General features: G+C 62.9%; 14 protein-coding genes and 1 other RNA gene. 7 read left to right on the forward strand and 8 right to left on the reverse strand.

Going from position 1 to position 18600, the window contains the following annotated elements:
- Window positions 1-38 precede the first annotated feature (38 nt).
- From ACVI9W_RS04515 to ACVI9W_RS04540, 6 genes are all read left to right on the forward strand, one after another.
- Window positions 39-2492, forward strand: a complete 2454-nt coding sequence (locus ACVI9W_RS04515) for a heavy metal translocating P-type ATPase (RefSeq protein WP_461529319.1) — start codon at window positions 39-41, stop codon at window positions 2490-2492.
- A 12-nt stretch (window positions 2493-2504) separates the two neighbouring features.
- The gene (gene ccoS, locus ACVI9W_RS04520) at window positions 2505-2717 is read left to right on the forward strand and encodes a cbb3-type cytochrome oxidase assembly protein CcoS (protein ID WP_038613194.1); all 213 of its coding nucleotides are present in this window, start codon (window positions 2505-2507) and stop codon (window positions 2715-2717) included.
- On the forward strand, window positions 2710-3393 hold the full coding sequence (locus ACVI9W_RS04525; protein WP_191832687.1) for a sulfite exporter TauE/SafE family protein: 684 nt from the start codon (window positions 2710-2712) through the stop codon (window positions 3391-3393). Before ccoS ends, ACVI9W_RS04525 begins: the two co-directional genes overlap by 8 nt.
- 83 nt (window positions 3394-3476) lie before the next feature.
- A complete protein-coding gene (gene hemN / locus ACVI9W_RS04530) occupies window positions 3477-4859 on the forward strand; it encodes an oxygen-independent coproporphyrinogen III oxidase (RefSeq protein ID WP_038613198.1) in 1383 nt (460 codons plus the stop codon).
- Window positions 4860-5036: 177 nt separating this feature from the next.
- Window positions 5037-5771: a Crp/Fnr family transcriptional regulator FnrA gene (gene fnrA / locus ACVI9W_RS04535; protein ID WP_038613200.1), complete on the forward strand. Its 735-nt coding sequence runs from the start codon at window positions 5037-5039 to the stop codon at window positions 5769-5771.
- Between the two features lie 54 nt (window positions 5772-5825).
- Complete coding sequence (locus ACVI9W_RS04540) at window positions 5826-6374, forward strand: adenine phosphoribosyltransferase (RefSeq protein ID WP_038613202.1); 549 nt, start codon at window positions 5826-5828, stop codon at window positions 6372-6374.
- 84 nt (window positions 6375-6458) lie between these two features.
- Here the strand turns inward: ACVI9W_RS04540 and recR are convergent, their stop codons facing one another.
- The 3 genes from recR to dnaX form a co-directional block, all read right to left on the reverse strand.
- On the reverse strand, window positions 6459-7061 hold the full coding sequence (gene recR / locus ACVI9W_RS04545) for a recombination mediator RecR (RefSeq protein WP_038613204.1): 603 nt from the start codon (window positions 7059-7061) through the stop codon (window positions 6459-6461).
- 97 nt (window positions 7062-7158) lie between these two features.
- Window positions 7159-7485 (reverse strand): YbaB/EbfC family nucleoid-associated protein, encoded by a 327-nt coding sequence (locus ACVI9W_RS04550; RefSeq protein ID WP_028945400.1) that lies wholly within the window; start codon window positions 7483-7485, stop codon window positions 7159-7161.
- 69 nt (window positions 7486-7554) lie between these two features.
- Window positions 7555-9618: a DNA polymerase III subunit gamma/tau gene (gene dnaX / locus ACVI9W_RS04555; protein ID WP_461529320.1), complete on the reverse strand. Its 2064-nt coding sequence runs from the start codon at window positions 9616-9618 to the stop codon at window positions 7555-7557.
- A 129-nt stretch (window positions 9619-9747) separates the two neighbouring features.
- Between dnaX and ACVI9W_RS04560 the strand changes: the two genes are divergently transcribed.
- Window positions 9748-10548, forward strand: a complete 801-nt coding sequence (locus tag ACVI9W_RS04560) for a substrate-binding periplasmic protein (RefSeq protein ID WP_461529321.1) — start codon at window positions 9748-9750, stop codon at window positions 10546-10548.
- A 41-nt stretch (window positions 10549-10589) separates the two neighbouring features.
- Here the strand turns inward: ACVI9W_RS04560 and ffs are convergent.
- The 5 genes from ffs to ACVI9W_RS04585 form a co-directional block, all read right to left on the reverse strand.
- An RNA gene (gene ffs / locus ACVI9W_RS04565) (signal recognition particle sRNA small type) lies at window positions 10590-10686 on the reverse strand.
- A 122-nt stretch (window positions 10687-10808) separates the two neighbouring features.
- Window positions 10809-13163, reverse strand: a complete 2355-nt coding sequence (gene ligA, locus ACVI9W_RS04570) for an NAD-dependent DNA ligase LigA (protein WP_461529322.1) — start codon at window positions 13161-13163, stop codon at window positions 10809-10811.
- Between the two features lie 139 nt (window positions 13164-13302).
- Window positions 13303-14178 carry a cell division protein ZipA gene (zipA, locus tag ACVI9W_RS04575; protein ID WP_461529323.1) on the reverse strand — a complete coding sequence of 292 codons (876 nt, stop codon included), beginning with the start codon at window positions 14176-14178 and terminating at the stop codon, window positions 13303-13305.
- Window positions 14179-14382: 204 nt separating this feature from the next.
- Window positions 14383-17871, reverse strand: a complete 3489-nt coding sequence (gene smc / locus ACVI9W_RS04580; RefSeq protein WP_461529324.1) for a chromosome segregation protein SMC — start codon at window positions 17869-17871, stop codon at window positions 14383-14385.
- Between the two features lie 2 nt (window positions 17872-17873).
- Window positions 17874-18533: a GntR family transcriptional regulator gene (locus tag ACVI9W_RS04585; RefSeq protein WP_461529325.1), complete on the reverse strand. Its 660-nt coding sequence runs from the start codon at window positions 18531-18533 to the stop codon at window positions 17874-17876.
- Window positions 18534-18600 lie beyond the last annotated feature (67 nt).

Consider the following 18600-nt stretch of genomic DNA (forward strand, 5'->3'; position numbering starts at 1 on the left):
CGCGATCAGGTTCACCCCGGACCTTGCGATAGATTGCCATGACCAGCCCCACGCCTTGCTACCACTGCGCCCTGCCCGTTCCCGCCGGCAGCCACTTCACCGCCGTGGTACTCGGCCAGGACCGGCTGTTCTGCTGCCCGGGTTGCCAGGCCGTGGCCGAAGCCATTGTCGCTGGCAACCTGGAAAGCTATTACCAGCACCGCAGCGAAGCCAGCGCCAACCCCGATGCCCTGCCCCAGCAACTGGTCGACGAACTGGCCCTGTACGACCGAGCCGATGTGCAAAAACCTTTCGTCCGCCACAGCGGTGAACTGGCCGAAACCACCCTGCTGATCGAAGGCATCAGCTGCGCCGCGTGCGGCTGGCTGATCGAAAAACACCTGCGTAACCTGCCTGGCGTTGCCGAGGCGCGGCTGAACCTGTCCAACCACCGCCTGCACGTCAACTGGGCCGACAGTCAGTTACCGCTGTCCAGGCTGCTGGCCGAACTGCGCCACATCGGTTACGCCGCGCACCCCTACCAAGCCGACCGCGCCGCCGAACAGCTGGCCAATGAAAACCGCACCGCCCTACGCCAACTGGGGGTCGCCGGCCTGCTGTGGTTCCAGGCGATGATGGCGACCATGGCCACCTGGCCGGAATTCAACATCGACCTGAGCCCGGAGCTGCACACCATCCTGCGCTGGGTCGCGCTGTTCCTGACCACCCCGATCGTCTTCTACAGCTGCGCGCCGTTCTTCCGTGGCGCCGCCCGCGACCTGCGCACCCGGCACCTGACCATGGACGTTTCGGTGTCGCTGGCCATCGGCCTGGCCTATGGTGCCGGGATCTGGACCGCGATCACCGGCAGCGGCGAGCTGTATTTCGATGCCGTGGGCATGTTTGCCCTGTTCCTGCTCGCAGGCCGCTACCTGGAACGCCGCGCCCGTGAGCGCACGGCCGCCGCCACGGCACAGCTGGTCAACCTGCTGCCGGCGTCCTGCCTGCGCCTGGGCGCGGCGGGCCAAAGCGAGCGGATCCTGCTCAGTGAGTTGCAACTGGGTGATTGCGTCCTGATTCAGCCCGGCCATGTCGTGCCTGCCGACGGGCGTATCGTCAGCGGCCAGTCGAGTGTCGATGAGTCGCTGCTGACCGGTGAATACCTGCCCCAGCCGCGCCGTGCGGGCGACGCGGTAACCGCCGGGACCTTGAATGTGGAAAGCGCACTGACCGTCGAAGTCCAGGCCCTCGGCCAGGACACGCGCCTGTCGGCCATCGTCCGCCTGCTGGAGCGAGCCCAGTCGGAAAAACCGCGCCTGGCGGAAATCGCCGACCGCGCCTCGCAGTGGTTCCTGCTGTTCTCCCTGGTCGCCGCCGCGGCCATCGGCCTGCTCTGGTGGCAGCTGGACCCGTCGCGGGCGTTCTGGATTGTCCTGGCGATGCTGGTCGCCACCTGCCCCTGCGCCCTGTCGCTGGCCACGCCAACCGCGCTGACCGCCGCCACTGGCACCCTGCACAAACTCGGCCTGCTGCTGACCCGCGGCCATGTGCTCGAAGGCCTGAACCAGATCGACACAGTGATCTTCGACAAGACCGGCACCCTCACCGAAGGCCGCCTGACCTTGCGCGCCATTCGCCCGCTGGCCGCCGCCGACGCCGATCAGTGCCTGATGCTTGCCGCCGCCCTGGAAAACCGCTCCGAGCACCCGATTGCCCGTGCCTTCGGGCGTGCCAGCGTTGCTGCCGACGAGGTACACGCCGAGCCTGGCCTCGGGCTTGAAGGCGTGGTGCAAGGGCAACGCCTGCGCATCGGCGAAGCGGGTTTCGTGTGCGCCTTGAGCAACACTGCTGCCCCCGAAATGCCCGCAGAGCCGGGCCAATGGCTGTTGCTCGGCGACACCCAGGGCGCCCTGGCCTGGCTAGTGCTCGACGACCGCCTGCGCAATGACGCCGCCGACCTGCTCACGGCCTGTCGCGCCCGCGGCTGGCAGACCTTGCTACTGTCCGGCGACAGCTCACCGATGGTGCAGAGCGTGGCCGCCGAGCTGCAGATTGACCAGGCCATCGGCGGCTTGCGCCCGGATGACAAATTGGAAAAACTCAAAGCCCTGCAGTTGCAGGGCCACAAAGTGCTGATGCTCGGCGACGGGGTCAACGACGTACCGGTGCTGGCCGCCGCCGACATCAGCATCGCCATGGGCTCGGCCACTGACCTGGCCAAGACCAGCGCCGACGCAGTACTGCTGTCCAATCGCCTCGACGCGCTGGTGCAGGCCTTCAGCCTGGCCCGGCGCACCCGCCGGATTATTATCGAGAACCTGCTCTGGGCAGCGCTGTATAATGGCCTGATGCTGCCCTTTGCCGCCCTGGGCTGGATCACGCCGGTGTGGGCGGCCATTGGCATGTCCGTCAGTTCGCTGATCGTGGTGCTCAACGCCCTGCGCCTGACCCGCATCAGCGGTCCGGCCGCCAGCGCCACAGCGACCCGCGACTCACACCCGGCCACGGCCTGATCAGGAGCTTCCATGCCCGCGCTATACATCATGATTCCGGCCGCGCTGCTGATCGTCGCCATCGCTATCTACATCTTCTTCTGGGCGGTGGACAGCGGTCAGTACGACGACCTCGACAGCCCGGCCCACAGCATCCTGTTCGACGATCAGGACCCACAGCACACCGCCGCGATGGACGAAGCCGACGGCAAGAAACCCGACGACGGCGCCCCACCCCGTGCTTGAGCTGCTACCCCTGCTCAGCTCGGCGCTGATCCTCGGCCTGCTCGGTGGTGGCCACTGCCTGGGCATGTGCGGCGGGCTGATGGGCGCCCTGACCCTGGCCATCCCCAAAGAACAGCGCAGCCGGCGCTTTCGCCTGCTGCTGGCCTACAACCTGGGCCGCATCTTCAGCTACGCCCTGGCCGGCTTGCTGCTGGGCCTGGCCGGCTGGGCCGTGGCCAACAGCCCGGTGGCCCTGGGCATGCGTGTGGTCGCAGCATTGCTGTTGATCAGCATGGGCCTGTACCTGGCCGGCTGGTGGAGCGGCCTGACTCGCATCGAAGGCCTCGGACGCGGCCTGTGGCGCCACATACAGCCCGTGGCCAACCGCCTGCTACCGGTTTCCAGCCTGCCCCGCGCCCTGCTGCTGGGCGCCCTGTGGGGCTGGCTGCCGTGCGGCCTGGTCTACAGCACCCTGTTGTGGGCTGCGAGCCAGGGCAACGCCGCTGACAGCGCCCTGCTGATGCTGGCCTTCGGCCTTGGCACCTGGCCTGTGCTGCTGGCCACCGGGCTTGCCGCCGAACGCACCAGCACCCTGCTACGCAAACGTGGGGTACGGGTCGCCGGCGGCATACTGGTGATCCTGTTCGGTCTGTGGACCCTGCCAGGGCCGCACCAGCACTGGCTGATGGGCCACTGAAGCGCCGTTGATACAAATCAAGACGGGCTGTTTGCCACCCCCCTAGACTTCGGGCACTGCTGCTCATTCTGGGGACTGCCCACATGCTCGACGCACTCCGTTGGGACTCCGACCTGATCCGTCGCTACGACCTGTCTGGCCCACGCTACACCTCCTATCCAACCGCAGTGCAACTGCACAGCGAAGTCGGCTCCTTCGACCTGCTGCACGCCCTGCGTGACAGCCGCCGGGCCGTTCGGCCGCTGTCGCTCTACGTGCACGTGCCGTTCTGCGCCAACATCTGCTACTACTGCGCCTGCAACAAGGTCATCACCAAAGACCGCGCCCGCGCCCAGCCCTACCTGCAACGCCTGGAGCAGGAAATCCAGCTGATCGCTTGTCACCTGGACCCCAAGCAGAGCGTCGAGCAATTGCACTTCGGTGGCGGCACCCCGACATTTCTCAGCCACGTCGAACTGCGCCAGCTGATGGCGCATTTGCGCCAGCATTTCAACCTGCTGGACGACGATTCCGGCGACTACGGCATCGAGATCGACCCGCGCGAGGCCGACTGGCCGACCATGGGTCTGCTGCGCGAACTGGGTTTCAATCGCGTCAGCCTGGGTGTACAGGACCTCGATCCGGCCGTGCAACGGGCGATCAACCGCCTGCAAACCCTGGAACAGACCCGGACAATCATCGACGCGGCACGCACCCTGCAGTTTCGCTCGATCAACCTCGACCTGATCTACGGTCTGCCCAAACAAACGCCAGAAGGCTTTGCCCGCACCGTGGACGAAGTCATCAAGCTGCAACCGGACCGCCTGTCAGTGTTCAACTATGCGCACTTGCCGGAACGCTTCATGCCCCAGCGGCGCATCGACAGCAATGACCTGCCGGCGCCCGCCGCCAAGCTGGAGATGCTGCAAAGAACCATTGAACAACTGACCGCCGCCGGCTACCGCTACATTGGCATGGACCATTTCGCCCTGCCCGACGACGAACTGGCCATCGCCCAGGAAGAGTCGACCCTGCAACGCAACTTCCAGGGCTACACCACCCACGGCCACTGCGACCTGATCGGCCTCGGCGTCTCGGCCATCAGCCAGATCGGTGACCTGTACTGCCAGAACACCAGCGACCTGAACACCTATCAGGACACCCTGTCCAGCGCCCAGCTGGCCACCAGCCGCGGCCTGCTCTGCAGCGCCGACGACCGCCTGCGCCGCGCGGTGATCCAGCAGTTGATCTGCCACTTCGAACTGGACTTCGAGGTCATCGAACAAGCCTTTACCATCGATTTTCGCGGCTACTTCAAGGACCAGTGGCCAGCCCTGCAAGCCATGCACGACGATGGCCTGATCCACCTCAGCAACCAGGGCATCCAGGTATTGCCCGCCGGTCGCCTGCTGGTGCGCTCGGTATGCATGGTATTCGACGCCTACCTCGGCCTGCACAGCCAGCAACGCTTCTCTCGGGTGATCTGAAGCGCAAAGCACGGACACTGTTTACAGTCATACTTGTAAAGCACACTATGTTTATCGGAGGTCGGACGATACGCCGCACCTCATCCACCCCACCCTATCCGGGTGCGGGCTGGCCGAAACCCCATGCCCTGAGTTACCCTTACGGCTTATGTGTGCTTTCCCCCAAGGAATGAAGAAATGTCCGAGCCAGTCAAACTGCGCCCCCATAACCAGGCCCACTGCAAGGATTGCAGCCTGGCGCCTCTGTGCCTGCCATTGTCGTTGAACATGGAAGACATGGATGCATTGGATGAAATCGTCAAACGCGGGCGACCGCTGAAGAAAGGCGAATTTCTGTTCCGCCAGGGTGACAACTTCGCTTCGGTCTACGCAGTGCGCTCCGGTGCCCTGAAAACCTTCAGCCTGAGCGATGGCGGTGAAGAACAGATCACCGGCTTTCACCTGCCCAGCGAACTGGTCGGCCTGTCCGGCATGGACACCGAAACCTATCCGGTATCGGCCCAGGCCCAGGAAACCACGTCGGTCTGTGAAATCCCCTTCGAACGCCTCGATGAACTTTCGGTTCAGTTGCCTCAACTGCGTCGCCAGCTGATGCGGGTGATGAGCCGCGAAATTCGCGACGACCAGCAAATGATGCTGCTGTTGTCGAAGAAAACCGCCGACGAACGCATCGCCACCTTCCTGGTCAACCTCTCGGCGCGTTTCCGTGCCCGGGGCTATTCGGCCAATCAGTTCCGCCTGAGCATGTCGCGCAACGAAATCGGTAACTACCTGGGTCTGGCTGTAGAAACTGTTTCACGGGTTTTCACCCGCTTCCAGCAGAACGGCCTGATTGCCGCCGAAGGCAAGGAAATCCACATCCTCGACCCGATCCAGCTGTGTGCGCTGGCCGGTGGTGCTCTGGAGAGCTGAGGCCACGGGATAAGGGTATACTGGCGGGCATTCGTTTCTCAGGATACCCGCCCCATGCACAGCGATACCTTCGACCTCAAAGCCCTGATCCGCCCAGTACCAGACTTCCCGAAAGCCGGCGTGATCTTTCGTGACATCACGCCGCTGTTCCAGTCGCCACGGGGCTTGCGCCATGTGGCCGACGCCTTCATCGAGCGCTATGTCGAGGCCGAGTTCAGCCACATCGGTGCCATGGACGCCCGCGGCTTCCTGATCGGCTCGATCATCGCCCACCAACTGAACAAGCCACTGATCCTGTTCCGCAAGCAGGGCAAGCTGCCGGCTGACGTGCTCGCCGAAGGCTACCAGACCGAATACGGTGAAGCGTTCCTCGAAGTGCACGCCGACAGCCTGTGTGAAGGCGATTCGGTGCTGATTTTCGACGACTTGATCGCCACCGGCGGGACCTTCGTGGCAGCAAGCAACCTGGTGCGCCGCATGGGTGCGCAAGTGTTCGAGGCCGCAGCGATTATTGACCTGCCGGAACTGGGTGGCTCGCAGAAACTGCAGGCGCTGGGTATTCCGACCTTCTGCCTGACCGAGTTCTCGTTGAGCGAATACTGAGTTTCAATCGCGGGGCAAGCCCGCTCCCACAGGATGGTGGAAATCCTGTGGGAGCGGGCTTGCCCCGCGATACAATCTCCAGATCTACAACGAAATCGGCTTGCGCCCCGCAAAGGAGTGCGCCAGCGTCCCGCCATCCACCAGCTCCAGCTCTCCGCCCAACGGCACGCCATGAGCGATGCGCGAAGCCACCAGGCCCTTGTCGGCCAGCAGCTGCGCAATGTAATGAGCCGTCGCCTCACCCTCCACCGTCGGGTTGGTCGCCAGGATCACCTCGGTAAAGGTGCCCTGCTCCTCGATACGCGCCATCAGCTGCGGAATACCGATCGCCTCAGGCCCCAGCCCGTCCAGCGGCGACAGGTGCCCTTTGAGCACGAAGTAACGGCCTCGATAACCGGTCTGCTCCACCGCATAGACATCCATCGGCCCTTCGACCACGCACAGCAGCGTGTCGTCACGGCGCGTGTCGGCGCACTGCGGGCACAGCTCCTGCTCGGTCAGGGTACGGCACTGGCGACAATGGCCAACCCCTTCCATGGCCTGGCTCAGGGCCTGAGCCAGGCGCGTGCCGCCACTGCGGTCGCGCTCGAGCAACTGCAGTGCCATGCGCTGAGCGGTTTTCTGGCCGACGCCGGGCAAGATGCGCAAGGCATCGATCAGTTGGCGAATCAGGGGACTGAAGCTCATGGGCAATAACCTGGATATTCAATAAGCGCGAGAAAAACGACGATGGGAGCAACGACCTCACAGCCGTGCTCCCACCGTAGGTACTACGAGTGCTGCCTTAGAACGGCATTTTGAAACCAGGTGGCAGCTGCATGCCAGCGGTCATGCCACCCATTTTTTCCTGGCTGTTCTGCTCGACCTTGCGCACCGCGTCGTTGACGGCGGCGGCGATCAGGTCTTCCAGCACTTCCTTGTCTTCCTGCATCAGGCTGTCGTCCAGGCTGATGCGCTTGACGTCGTGACGACCGGTCATCACCACGCTCACCAGGCCGGCGCCGGACTGACCGGTCACTTCGGCGTTGGCCAGCTCTTCCTGCATCTTGGCCATTTTTTCCTGCATCTGCTGGGCCTGCTTCATCAGGCCGGCCATGCCACCTTTCATCATGGGGATCACCTCAAATTTAGTCTTACGGGGTGCGGCGCGGGTCGGGCCCGGGCCGCTTGTGTCATTCGGTCATTCGCCCTGGGTTACCGGGGCGTCTACAGGTTCAATGGTATCGTGTCGCACCATGGCACCAAACTGCTTGATCATCTGCTGGATGAGCGGGTCAGCCTCAATCGAAGCCTCTGCCTCACCCTGACGCTCGGCACGCTTGCGAGCCGCCGCCTGGGCCGGGGTTTCCTGCTCCGGGCGGATCAGCTCGATGGACAGCTTCAGCGCACGCCCGAAATGTTGGTTCAGGGCATCGTTCAGGCGGCGCTGCTGGGTAGCGTTGAACAGCGCACTGTGGGCCGGGTCCAGGTGCAGCAGCCAGTCATCGCCTTCGGCGGCAATCAGCGTACAGTTGGCGGCGATACTGCCGGTCATCCCGGAGATCGGCAACTGCGGGAATAATTCCAGCCATTGCAAAGCCAGGCCGGTGGCCGGCATGGCCGCTGGCAACGGCTCGGGAGCAGCGACCGGCGCCTCTTCGTGCACATGCTCGATCGCCAGTTCATCCAGGTAACTGTAGCTGGCCGGATCCAGCTCCGGCTCGTAGTAATCCTCGTCCAGCGGCGGCTCGTCGTCACGCTCCATGCCTGCCGGGCTGTAGGCGATGCTGTCGTCGTGAGGCGGTTCGTCCTGGCGCACCACCGCCTGAACCGGCGCCGGTTGCGGCGATTCGACTACAGGTTCGGACGCAGCAGGTGCAGCTTCAGGCTCGGCAACAGGCTGGACCGGAGCTGGATCATTCCAGGGCAGGTCGACAACCGGCTCAGGATCAGGCTCTTCAGCTTTGACCTCGACTGGCGCGGGCTCAGGCTCAGGTTCAGGTTCCGGCTCAGGCTGAGCAACAACCGCCGGCTCAGGAGCAACAGGCGCAGGCTCGACAGCCGGCGCAGCAATCACCGCAGGCGCAGCGGCACTCGCTGCTGCCACCGCACTTGCCGAATCAGCTGTGGCCTGGCTGATCCCCACCGGCTTTAGTACCGGCGTCGGTGCGTCATCGGTATCGGCGGGACGGAACGCCAGCATGCGCAACAGCACCATCTCGAAGCCGCCGCGCGGATCCGGAGCCAGCGGCAGGTCACGACGACCGATCAAGCCCATCTGGTAGTAGAACTGTACGTCTTCGGCCGGCAGCGCCTGGGCCAGGGCCAATACCCGGTCGCGATCGCCCTGGCCGTTGTCCACGGCTTCAGGCAGTGCCTGGGCAATGGCGACGCGATGCAGCACATTGAGCATCTCGGCCAGCACGCCACTCCAGTCCGGCCCCTGCTCGGCCAGGTGGCGTACCGCTTCGAGCAAGGCCCGAGCATCGCCTTCGAGCAGCGCCTGCAGGACGCCATAGACCTGGCCATGATCGAGCGTGCCAAGCATGGCCCGCACATCGGCGGCCAACACCTTGCCTTCACCGAAAGCAATGGCCTGATCGGTCAGGCTCATGGCATCGCGCATCGAGCCATCGGCGGCGCGGCCAAGCAGCCACAGCGCGTCGTCTTCGAACGGGACGTTCTCGGCACCGAGCACATGGCTCAGATGCTCGACCACCCGCTCGGGGGTCATGTTCTTCAGGGAAAACTGCAGGCAACGCGAGAGGATGGTCGCGGGCAGCTTCTGTGGATCAGTGGTGGCAAGGATGAACTTGACGTAGGGCGGCGGCTCTTCCAGCGTCTTGAGCAAGGCGTTGAACGAGTGGCTGGAGAGCATGTGCACTTCGTCGATCAGGTAGACCTTGAAGCGCCCACGGCTCGGCGCGTACTGCACGTTGTCGAGCAGCTCGCGGGTGTCTTCGACTTTGGTGCGACTGGCGGCGTCGATCTCGATCAGGTCAACGAAACGGCCCTCGTCGATCTCCCGGCACACCGAACAGGTGCCGCAGGGGGTCGAGGTGATGCCGGTTTCACAGTTCAGGCATTTGGCGATGATTCGCGCGATGGTAGTCTTGCCCACGCCGCGAGTACCGGTAAACAGGTAGGCATGGTGCAGGCGCTGGTTGTCCAGTGCGTTGATCAAAGCCTTGAGCACATGGGTCTGGCCGACCATTTCGCGGAACGAGCGCGGACGCCATTTACGTGCAAGAACCTGATAACTCATCGAAAACCGTCAAATAGATAGACCAAAGACCGCTAATCCTAGCGGAGCAGGCCTGAAATTGCATCCGCTATGCAGCCTGACGTATAAGCTTTGTTCGCCAGGATGCCGATACCACGCAGGGAGAAGTGGATGCGCTGGGTTTTGAGCCTGTTAATGCTGTACATCGGCCAACTGCCGGCCGCCGAGTTACCCCCCTTGCGTTTTGCCGTCGCCGATAGCTGGACCATGCCGCTGGTGCGCCTGGAAAACAACCAGCCTGTCGAAGGCATCATGTTCGACCTGATGAACACCCTGACCAGCCGCGTGCAGCGTCGCCCTGAATTTCACGTAATGCCGCGCTTGCGCCTGCAGGCGGGGATGGAGCGTGGCAGCGTCGATGTGCGCTGTTTCGTCATGCCGTCCTGGAGCGGCGGGCAGTCGGGCAACTTCAGCTGGAGCTCGCCGCTGTTCCAGCAGCGCGACTGGCTGGTGGCTCATCCCCGCGAACCAGCACCAGCAAACCTGGAGCAGCTGCCCAGCCAGGTTATTGGTGCCGTGCTTGGATTTCACTACCCTGCCCTGCAGGCGCATTTCGACAATGGCCACTTCAAGCGTGACGATGCGCGCAACCAGTTGCAGGTGCTGCAGAAGCTGCAGGCAGGACGCTACCGCTACGCGGTCAGCAGTCAGTTAAGCCTGGATTGGTTCAATCGCTCGCTGCCCGCCGAGCAACGCTTCAAGCCAGTGGCACTACTGGAGGAGCAGGCACTGAGCTGCTATGTGCGAAATGATCCGGGCGTACCCACGCAAGGGATTCTGCGCAGCCTTGAGGCCATGAAAAAATCTGGGGAGATTGAGCGGATGGTCAAACGCCATACAGCAGCGCTGGACAGCCAGACGCAAGCAGACGGAATTGCACGCGCATCAGAAGAGGGTAAAGAAACAAGATAGGTAAAGCAGGAACAAGCGCATGGCTTGAAGATAGGTGGCGACCCCACCAGCCACACCCCGGCACTCGATGTTCCCGCTATGGCTGCTCCCTTCCGGGCCTGACCAGGTTAACGGGTAATCAATGCGGGGGGACCGATGGGGTCACCATAACGCAGCTCATCTGGCGACGAGCCGCGCCATTGTACCGGCATCAAGTGAAGATACAACCTCTAATTCAAAAAAAACCATCAGCACTCAATGACTTGGCGGTGTTCCTGGGCTTAGATGGCAATGCCGTGCTCACCCATAAAGGTCACAAATGCATCTTCATCCAGCACCTTGAGCCCCAGTTCATTGGCCTTGGCCAGCTTGGAACCGGCCCCCGGCCCCGCCACCACGCAATGGGTCTTGGCCGACACCGAGCCCGCGACCTTGGCGCCGAGGCTTTCCAGCTTGTCTTTGGCGATATCGCGACTCATGCGCTCCAGGGAGCCGGTCAGCACCCAGGTCTGACCGGTCAGCGGCAAACCGGCGGCGACTTTTTTCTCGCTCGACCAGTGCATGCCGAACTCACGCAACTGCGCCTCAATCGCCAGGGCCAGCGCGGCATTGGCCGGATCCTGGAAGTAACTGCGCACCGCATCGGCCTGCTTGGCCGCCAGGGCCTGGCGCAGATCGATGCCGTCGGCGGCGATGATTTTTTCCAGGCTGCCGAGTTTGGCCACCAGCTTTTCCGCCCCCGTCGGCCCCACCGAGGGAATATCCAGCTTGGCGATCAAGCCGGCCAGGGTGGTGCTGGCCGCGAACTCGGCGCCCAGATCGCCCTCGTCCTGCAACTGCAGCCCACGCTCTAGCAACTGACTGATAACGGTGCGGTTGTGCTCATCTTCAAAGAAGCTATGGATCTCGTGAGCCACCTCCAGGCCGATGTCCGGCAGGTAGGTCAGCACCTGCGGCAATGCCGCCATGACCCGCTGCAACGAACCCAGGGAACGCGCCAGGACCTTGGCCGTCTCCTCACCCACATCGGGAATGCCCAGGGCGTAGATGAAGCGTGCAAGGCCCGGCTGCTTGCTGGCAGCAATGGCCGCCAGCAGGTTCTTGCTCGACAGTTCGGCAAAGCCTTCCAGGTCGACAATCTGCTCGAAGGTCAGCTGATAGAGGTCGGCCGGCGAACGGATCAGGCCTTCATCCACCAGTTGCTCGACGCTCTTTTCGCCGAGCCCTTCGATGTCCATGGCGCGCCGCGAGACGTAATGAATGATCGCCTGCTTGAGTTGCGCAGCGCAGGCCAGACGACCGACGCAGCGGTACACCGCGCCTTCACTGACGGTTTCCTTGCCCTTGCTGCGCTTGATCAACTGCGTGCGCTCTACCTGTGAGCCACAGACCGGGCACTGTGTGGGGATGTGCACCGGCCGGGCATCATCAGGACGACGCTCGGTCACCACCTGCATCACCTGCGGGATGACATCGCCAGCCCGGCGAATGATCACCGTATCGCCGATCATCAGCCCCAGGCGCGCCACTTCGTCCATGTTGTGCAACGTGGCATTGGACACGGTCACTCCAGCCACCTTCACCGGCTTGAGCCGGGCCACCGGGGTGACCGCGCCGGTACGTCCGACCTGGAATTCCACATCCAGCACTTCGGTCAACTCTTCCATGGCCGGGAACTTGTGGGCAATGGCCCAGCGCGGTTCGCGAGCACGAAAGCCCAGCTCGCGCTGGGAAGCCAGACTGTTGACCTTGAACACCACGCCATCGATCTCGTAAGGCAGGTCATTGCGGCGCGCGCCGATATCGCGGTAGTACTCCAGGCATTCGGCAACGCCCGCTGCATGGCGCAACTCGCGGCTGATCGGCATGCCCCAGGCCTTGAGCTGTTCCAGGGTGCCAATATGGGTATCTGCCAGCGGCGCCGAGACCTGGCCCAGGCCATAGCAGCAGAACTCCAGCGGGCGGCTCGCGGTGATCTTCGAATCCAGCTGACGCAGGCTGCCCGCCGCGGCGTTGCGCGGGTTGGCGAAGGTCTTGCCGCCCGCTTCGATCTGCGCCTGGTTCAGACGCTCGAAGCCGGCCTTGGACATGTACACCTCGCCGCGCACTTCGAGCACGGCTGGCCAGCCCTCGCCTTGCAGCTTCAGGGGAATGTTGCGCACGGTACGCACGTTGACGCTGATGTCTTCGCCGGTGGTGCCGTCACCGCGGGTGGCGCCCTGCACCAGCTGCCCGTCGCGGTACAGCAAGCTGACAGCCAGGCCATCGAGCTTGGGCTCGCAGCTGTAGTCCACCGCCGCGCCGTCACCGAACAGATCGCCTGCCGGCAGATCCAGCCCTTCGACCACGCGCCGGTCGAACTCGCGCAGGTCGTTTTCCTCGAAGGCGTTGCCCAGGCTCAGCATCGGCACTTCGTGACGCACTTGGCTGAAGGCGGACAAGGCTGCACCACCGACACGCTGGGTCGGCGAATCAGCGGTCACCAGCTCTGGGTGCTCGGCTTCCAGCGCTTTGAGCTCGTTGAACAGACGGTCGTATTCGGCGTCCGGAACGCTGGGCTCGTCGAGCACGTAGTAGCGATAGTTGTGCTGGTCGAGTTCGGCACGCAGTTCGAGGATTCGGGATTCGGCGGTCATTTTCGTATTCTCTTGCAAAGCAAAAGAGCAGCCTTGGCTGCTCTTGCGTGTTCGGGGTCGGCTTTGAGGGCCTCATCGCGGGGCAAGCCCGCTCCCACAGGGAGGCTGTTTGTGGGAGCGGGCTTGCCCCGCGATGCTGTTAGCGCTTCTGAGTCAGGGCACGGCGCTCGAACTCGACGATGCGCTGACGGTAATGCTCGATGGTCTGGGCAGTCATAACGCTGCGCTGGTCGTCCTTGAGCTCACCGTTGAGCTCATGAGCCAGCTTGCGCGCAGCAGCAACCATGACATCAAAGGCCTGTTTGGGATGACGCGGCCCTGGCAAGCCCAGGAAGAAGCTCACCGCACGGGTGCTGAAGTGATCGATATCGTCCAGGTCGAACACGCCCGGCTTGACCGCGTTGGCCATCGAAAACAGCACTTCGCCATTACCGGCCATGCTTTCGTGACGATGGAAAATATCCATTTCGCCGAAACGCAAACCGCTTTCCAGAATGTTCTGCAGCAAGGCCGGGCCCTTGAAGCCGCCTTCGTCACGGGAAATCACGCTGATCACCAGGACTTCTTCAACCGGTGGCAGGTCACGGGTTTCGGTGCTGGCAAAGGCATTGCCGTTGTTACGGCTTTCATCCGGGTAATCGTCGTCAGCGCTGGCAAACAGGTCCGGCTCACGCTCACGCGGCTCAGCCGCCAGGTTCAGGTCGCCCTGCTGCGGCTCGCTACCACGCTTGCGCTTGGAAGCCTTTGGCTTGCTGCTATTGTCGCGCTCGCGCGCAGCACTCATGGACGGCAGGTCGTGCTCGTCCAGCTCAGGCTCCTTGTGGGTGTCCAATACCCGCGGCGGGCCGATCAATTCGGGGCTGTTATCGTCATCAGGGGCATTGGAGAAGCTACGATCCAGACGAAACTTCAGCTTGCCCTTGCCGCCGCGCATACGACGCCAGCCGTCAAAAAGAATACCGGCAATGACAATGATGCCGATGACGATCAGCCACTCGCGCAGACCGATTTCCATGTAATCCTGTGCCTCTGTAAAAAATGCTGAAAAATAAAGGGTTTAAACCCCTTTAAAACGTGGCGCCAACTCTATGTTCTGACAGGCGTTTTTACCCACGCAAAAAATAAGTGACATTAAGCTAGCACGACCAAAGATAACTTTACACCGTCTGTCGCAACTGACAGGGCCATTTAGCGCAGGTTCACGCCTTATCGCCTCCAGTCAGGCGTCGACCATGGCCATCGCCTCCTCCACATCGACCGCAACCAGACGCGAGCAACCCGGCTCATGCATGGTAACCCCCATCAACTGATCAGCCATCTCCATGGCGATCTTGTTGTGGGTGATATAGATGAACTGCACTGTCTGACTCATCTCCTTGACCAGCCGGGCGTAGCGTCCGACGTTGGCATCGTCCAGTGGCGCATCGACTTCATCGAGCATGCAGAACGGTGCCGGGTTCAGTTTGAAAATGGCAAATACCAGGGCCAGGGCGGTCAGCGCTTTCTCCCCGCCCGAGAGCAGGTGGATGGTGCTGTTCTTCTTGCCCGGTGGCCGCGCCATGATCGTTACCCCTGTATCGAGTAAATCTTCGCCCGTCAGTTCCAGGTAAGCACTGCCGCCACCGAAAACTTTTGGGAAAAGTGCCTGTAATCCGGCATTTATCTGATCAAAGGTATCTTTGAAGCGGTTGCGGGTTTCCTTGTCGATCTTGCGAATGACGTTTCCCAGGGTATCCAGGGCTTCGACCAGGTCGGCATCCTGAGCATCCAGATAGCGCTTGCGCTCTGACTGCTGCTGATACTCGTCGATGGCCGCCAGGTTGATCGCGCCCAGGCGCTGGATACGGGCGTCGATGCGCTCCAGCTCCTGCTCAGCTTCTTGCTCGCTGGCCGCCTCATTGAGGGTACCGAGCACCCCTTGCAAGTCATAGCCGTCGGCTTGCAACTGCTCCTGAAGCGTCTTGCGCCGTACGCTCAGCCCTTGCCATTCCAGGCGGTGCTGCTCCAGTTGGCCGCGCAGCAATTGCGCTTGCTGCTCGGCCTGGGTCCGGCGCTTCTCCGCATCACGCAGTTCACGGTCAGCCTCGTCCATATGCAGGCGCGCCTGGCGCATTTCGTCATCGACGCTCATGCGCTTTTCCAGCAGTTCTTCGAGTTTCAGGCGCAACTCTTCCAGCGGTGCCTCACCCTCTTCCAGGTTGAGGCTCAGCTGTTCACGCTTCTCCGTCAGGCGCTCCGACTGCAGCTCCAGACGCTCAAGAGCCTGGCGGGTGGAATCGTGCTGGGCGCGCAACGAGCCCAGGCGCACGGCCAGTTGATGAGCGTGATCCTTGTGCTGACGGGCCTCCTGGCGCACTCGGTCGAGGCGCTCACGCAGGCTGTCGCGCTGGGCCAGAAGCAGTTCGCGCTGTTCGGTGTCCTGGGCCATCAGATCGAGGGCCTCCTGCAGTTGCAGGCGCGATTCACCGAGATTCTCGCTTTCGAGGGCGCGTTGCTCCAGCAGTTCGGCCAGCTCTTCTTCCAGACGCCGACGCCGCAAGCTCAATTGCTCGGCGCGCGCCTTGCCGGCTGACAGCCGAGCGTTGAGCTCACTCTGCTGGCGGGCCTCGTCCTGGGCGCGACGACGCAATTGTTCGCGGTGCTCCTCAAGGCCCTGCTGCTGTTCGCGCTGCTCCTGCAACCGGGCTTCAAGCAATTCGAGCGCGGCCTCCAGTTCCTGGTGCTCAAGCCCCAGGCGTTCCAGTTCCTGACCCCGGGCCAGCAGCCCGCCTTCAGCATCGCTGGCGCGATTGACCCGCAGAAAATGCCGCCCGACCCAGTAGCCATCACGGCTGACCAGACTTTGACCGTCATTCAAGCGGCTGCGCTGGGCCAGCGCCTGCTCAAGGCTTTCCACCGGCAAAACCTGCCCCAACCAGGGCGCCAGATCGACCCGGCCTTCAACCTTGTCGAGCAAGCTGCCCGGAATGCGCGCACTTTCGGTCGTTGAATCAAGCAAGCGCAGATCGCCCTGGCTGAACGCCGCCAGATCAAGGCTACTGAAATCATCCACCAGCACGGCCTGCAAATCAGCGCCCAGCACGGTTTCCACCGCCAACTCCCACCCTGGCTCGACCCGCAGGCCCTCAGCCAGACGCGGACGTTGCTCCAGGCCCTGCTCGCGCAACCATTGCGCGGTGCCGGTGCCTGGGTCCAGCGCAGCCTGCTGCAAGGCCTCAAGCGATGCCAAGCGACCACCCAGGCGCTGCAACTCGCCCTGGGTCTGTTGCTGTGCCTGGACGGCCTGCTGCAGTTGCTCGCGCAGGGTTTCCAGTTGCTCGACCACCTGCTGTTCCTGCAGTTGAATCTCTTCTAGCACCAGCTCGCTGCTGGCCACTTGCTCACCCAGCTCCAGAATCGCGGCATCTTCAGGGTCGGCGCTGAGCTGGTCGCGCTCCTCAGCCAGCTTGCGCTGGCGCTCGGCCAGACGCTCAAGTGCCTGTTCGAGCTGCTGAATACGCGCCTGCTGCACTTCGGCCTGGCGACGTGGTTCGGCCGAACGGGTGTTGAAGGTGTCCCACTGTTCCTGCCAGCCGTGCATGGTGCCTTCGGCTTCTTCCTGGGTGGCCGCCGATTCTTCGGCGGCGGCCAGGGTCATTTCCTGCTCAGGCTCAAGCATTGCCAGCTCTTCGCCGAGGGTCGCCAGCAAGGTGCGGTCATGCCCCAGGTGCGATTCGGTCTCCAGGCGCGAGCGCTCGGCTTCCTTGAAGTCGTCCTGAAGCTGGCGCAGACGCTGCTGGCCATGCTGGATGCTTTGCTCAACCCGGGCGATATCGCCGCCGACCGAATAGAAGCGCCCCTGCACCTGCCCAAAGCGCTCGGACAGCTCATGATGGCCATCACGCAGGCGCTCGATGCTGGCATCGGCATTGCGCTGCTCGGCCACCAGGGCCTCAAAGGCCACTTCCTGGTCACCGATCACCACTTCACGCTGACTGACCTGCTGATCCAGCGCCTGCCAGCGCAAGGTCGCCAGCTGCGCCTTGAGCTGGCGTTCCTCGGCCTTGTACTCCTTGTACTTCTCGGCAGCCTGGGCCTGGCGATGCAAGCGTTCGAGCTGGCGCTCCAGCTCTTCGCGCAGGTCGTTCAGGCGCTCAAGGTTTTCATGGGTACGGCGGATGCGATTCTCGGTCTCGCGCCGACGCTCCTTGTACTTGGAGATCCCGGCCGCTTCTTCGATGAAGTTGCGCAGGTCTTCCGGCTTGGCCTCGATCAGCTTGGAGATCATCCCCTGCTCGATGATCGAATAGCTACGCGGGCCGAGGCCGGTGCCGAGGAAGATGTCGGTGATATCACGGCGCCGGCACTTGGTACCGTTGAGGTAATAGGTGTTCTGCCCGTCGCGGGTGACTTTGCGGCGGATGGAGATTTCCGCGTAGGCGGCGTATTCACCGACCAGGGTGCTGTCGGAGTTATCGAACACCAGTTCGATACTGGCCTGGCTCACCGGTTTGCGGCTGGTCGAGCCGTTGAAGATGACGTCGGTCATCGACTCGCCACGCAGGTTTTTCGCCGAGCTTTCGCCCATCACCCAGCGCACCGCATCGATGATGTTGGACTTGCCGCAGCCATTGGGCCCGACCACCGCCGCCATGTTGCTGGGGAAGTTGACCGTGGTCGGATCGACGAACGACTTGAACCCGGCCAGACGAATGCACTTTAGGCGCATGCTCAGGCGGTCGCCAGAGCCGCCAGCACCAGCTCGCAGCTGCGCTGGCAGTATTCGACCAGCACCGTGCGGATGCGCGTCTGATCGCGGGCAACCACGGCCTCCAGCAGGTTGGCGAACAACGCCAGGAAGTCGCTCATTTCGGCCTTGCGTTGATCCAGCGCCAGGTAATAGGCGCGGCTCATGGCCGGCTGCAGGTTCTCGACGGTTTCCTGCAGGTAAGGGTTGTTGGCGAACGGGTAAGCCGCGCGCATCACCGCAAAGCTTTCTTCGACGAAAACCTTGATGTCCTGGCGCTGCAGGGCACTGGTCAGGCTTTGCTGGATGTTCAGAAATGCCAGCAGGTCGCTTTCATTGCGCCAGTTCTGTGCAACCGCATTGCCCAGCAGGATGTAGAGCTCGCCCATCAAAGTGCACAGGCTGCGCACGCCATGTTCGTCAAGTTCGGTCACATGGGCGCCACGGCGCGGCAGGATGGTCACCAGATGCCGACGTTCGAGGATCAGCAAGGCTTCACGCACCGAGCCGCGACTGACGTTCAATGCCTGGGTGACCTTCTGCTCCTGGATACGCTCGGCAGGCTTGAGCTCGCCGCGGATGATCCGCTCGGCCAGGTAGTGGGCAATTTGCTCGGAGAGGCTGTCCGGCGCCTTGAACGTCATGGTTTTCCTTCAAAATCATTGAACTGTGCAAAGGGCGCAATTGTAGCGCACTTGCCCCCGCGCCGCG

It is taken from the genome of Pseudomonas sp. 210_17 TE3656, assembly GCF_054821965.1.

What these genes read in the sequence shown, in the direction of transcription:
- ACVI9W_RS04515 (WP_461529319.1), top strand. Translation starts at nt 39, where the DNA reads ATGACCAGCCCCACGCCTTGCTACCACTGCGCCCTGCCCGTTCCCGCC.
- ccoS (WP_038613194.1), top strand. Translation starts at nt 2,505, where the DNA reads ATGCCCGCGCTATACATCATGATTCCGGCCGCGCTGCTGATCGTCGCC.
- hemN (WP_038613198.1), top strand. Translation starts at nt 3,477, where the DNA reads ATGCTCGACGCACTCCGTTGGGACTCCGACCTGATCCGTCGCTACGAC.
- fnrA (WP_038613200.1), top strand. Translation starts at nt 5,037, where the DNA reads ATGTCCGAGCCAGTCAAACTGCGCCCCCATAACCAGGCCCACTGCAAG.
- ACVI9W_RS04540 (WP_038613202.1), top strand. Translation starts at nt 5,826, where the DNA reads ATGCACAGCGATACCTTCGACCTCAAAGCCCTGATCCGCCCAGTACCA.
- recR (WP_038613204.1), bottom strand. Translation starts at nt 7,061, where the DNA reads ATGAGCTTCAGTCCCCTGATTCGCCAACTGATCGATGCCTTGCGCATC.
- ACVI9W_RS04550 (WP_028945400.1), bottom strand. Translation starts at nt 7,485, where the DNA reads ATGATGAAAGGTGGCATGGCCGGCCTGATGAAGCAGGCCCAGCAGATG.
- dnaX (WP_461529320.1), bottom strand. Translation starts at nt 9,618, where the DNA reads ATGAGTTATCAGGTTCTTGCACGTAAATGGCGTCCGCGCTCGTTCCGC.
- ACVI9W_RS04560 (WP_461529321.1), top strand. Translation starts at nt 9,748, where the DNA reads ATGCGCTGGGTTTTGAGCCTGTTAATGCTGTACATCGGCCAACTGCCG.
- ligA (WP_461529322.1), bottom strand. Translation starts at nt 13,163, where the DNA reads ATGACCGCCGAATCCCGAATCCTCGAACTGCGTGCCGAACTCGACCAG.
- zipA (WP_461529323.1), bottom strand. Translation starts at nt 14,178, where the DNA reads ATGGAAATCGGTCTGCGCGAGTGGCTGATCGTCATCGGCATCATTGTC.
- smc (WP_461529324.1), bottom strand. Translation starts at nt 17,871, where the DNA reads ATGCGCCTAAAGTGCATTCGTCTGGCCGGGTTCAAGTCGTTCGTCGAT.
- ACVI9W_RS04585 (WP_461529325.1), bottom strand. Translation starts at nt 18,533, where the DNA reads ATGACGTTCAAGGCGCCGGACAGCCTCTCCGAGCAAATTGCCCACTAC.